The organism is Vibrio sp. 2132-1 (assembly GCF_033344315.1).
This window is the reverse complement of record NZ_JAWPON010000662.1, coordinates 1-568: the sequence shown is the minus strand read 5'-3', so window position 1 is coordinate 568 and position 568 is coordinate 1. Positions and strand designations below refer to the sequence as shown.

Annotated in this window: 1 pseudogene; it reads left to right on the top strand. The window is 47.5% G+C overall.

Annotated elements, in window-relative coordinates:
- A pseudogene (locus R8N47_RS27255) lies at nucleotides 1-568 on the top strand (hypothetical protein); the annotation flags it as partial.

Sequence of the window (568 nt, the reverse complement as noted above, 5' to 3'; positions counted from 1 at the left end):
GATGATCTTGATGATTCAGAATTGGCACGCTCTCTGAATTTAGTTAAAGGTAAAAACATACGAGTCTCGGTTCTTGCAATCGGCACGGCAAACGGCGCACCGATTACCCTACCCGACGGCTCGCTTCTTAAGACCACGCAAGGCTCGACCGTTGTTGCCAAAACACACCTGAAAAACCTACAAACGCTAGCCAACAAGACGGGCGGTATGTTTGTTCCTATTCAGCACAACAACCGAGACGTGGATAGCATCGCAGCGTACACGAATAATACTGGGAACAACTTGGCAGCAAAACAGAATCAAGAGGTCAAAACCGATTCTCGTTTGAATGGTGGATTTTGGCTATTGCCTCTACTGCTACTGCCTACCGTTTTCCTGTTCCGCCGTGGTGTAATTTGGGTATTTATCGCTGCGCTGCTTCCAATAACTTGGACACCAGACGCACAAGCCAACCCATTCTTAAATGCCGATCAGAAAGCGGCTAATCTCTATAAACAGGGAGAATATGAACAAGCCAAAAACCTGTTCACTGACCCAAGTTGGCAAGGCGCGGCAAGTTACCAAACTG